Origin of the sequence: Penaeicola halotolerans, from assembly GCF_016464625.1 — a bacterium.
GTDB classification, from domain to species: domain Bacteria; phylum Bacteroidota; class Bacteroidia; order Cytophagales; family Cyclobacteriaceae; genus Penaeicola; species Penaeicola halotolerans.
In genome coordinates, this window is sequence record NZ_JAEAGO010000114.1 from 1 (window position 1) to 259 (window position 259).

The 259-nt window shown below is 34.0% G+C and carries 1 protein-coding gene; it reads right to left on the reverse strand.

The genetic code is table 11. From position 1 onward, the window contains the following. Positions 1-71: 71 nt before the first annotated feature. On the reverse strand, positions 72-259 hold a 188-nt coding region (locus tag I5349_RS13845), incomplete at its 5' end, for an RBD-like domain-containing protein (RefSeq protein ID WP_226391368.1).

The window sequence follows — 259 nt, forward strand, 5'->3', positions numbered from 1 at the left end:
CTGAGTTTAACAGAAATACGTTGTACTGATAGCCGACTATAACTATTTGTCTCATATTGAACTTACGCATATTAGGAGTCTGGTGTAAGTCTGATAGGTTTACCTTTATAAGTTACTTGACCTTTTTCCTTTGCAGCTCTTAATATTCTTTCTTTAATCTGAATGTTTTGTGTTTTGATTATTATATGGCGAGGGGATGTTTTTTTTTGATCCAGTCTATTCGGTGTCCTGTATGCTTCTTGAACCTTCATAGGAATAT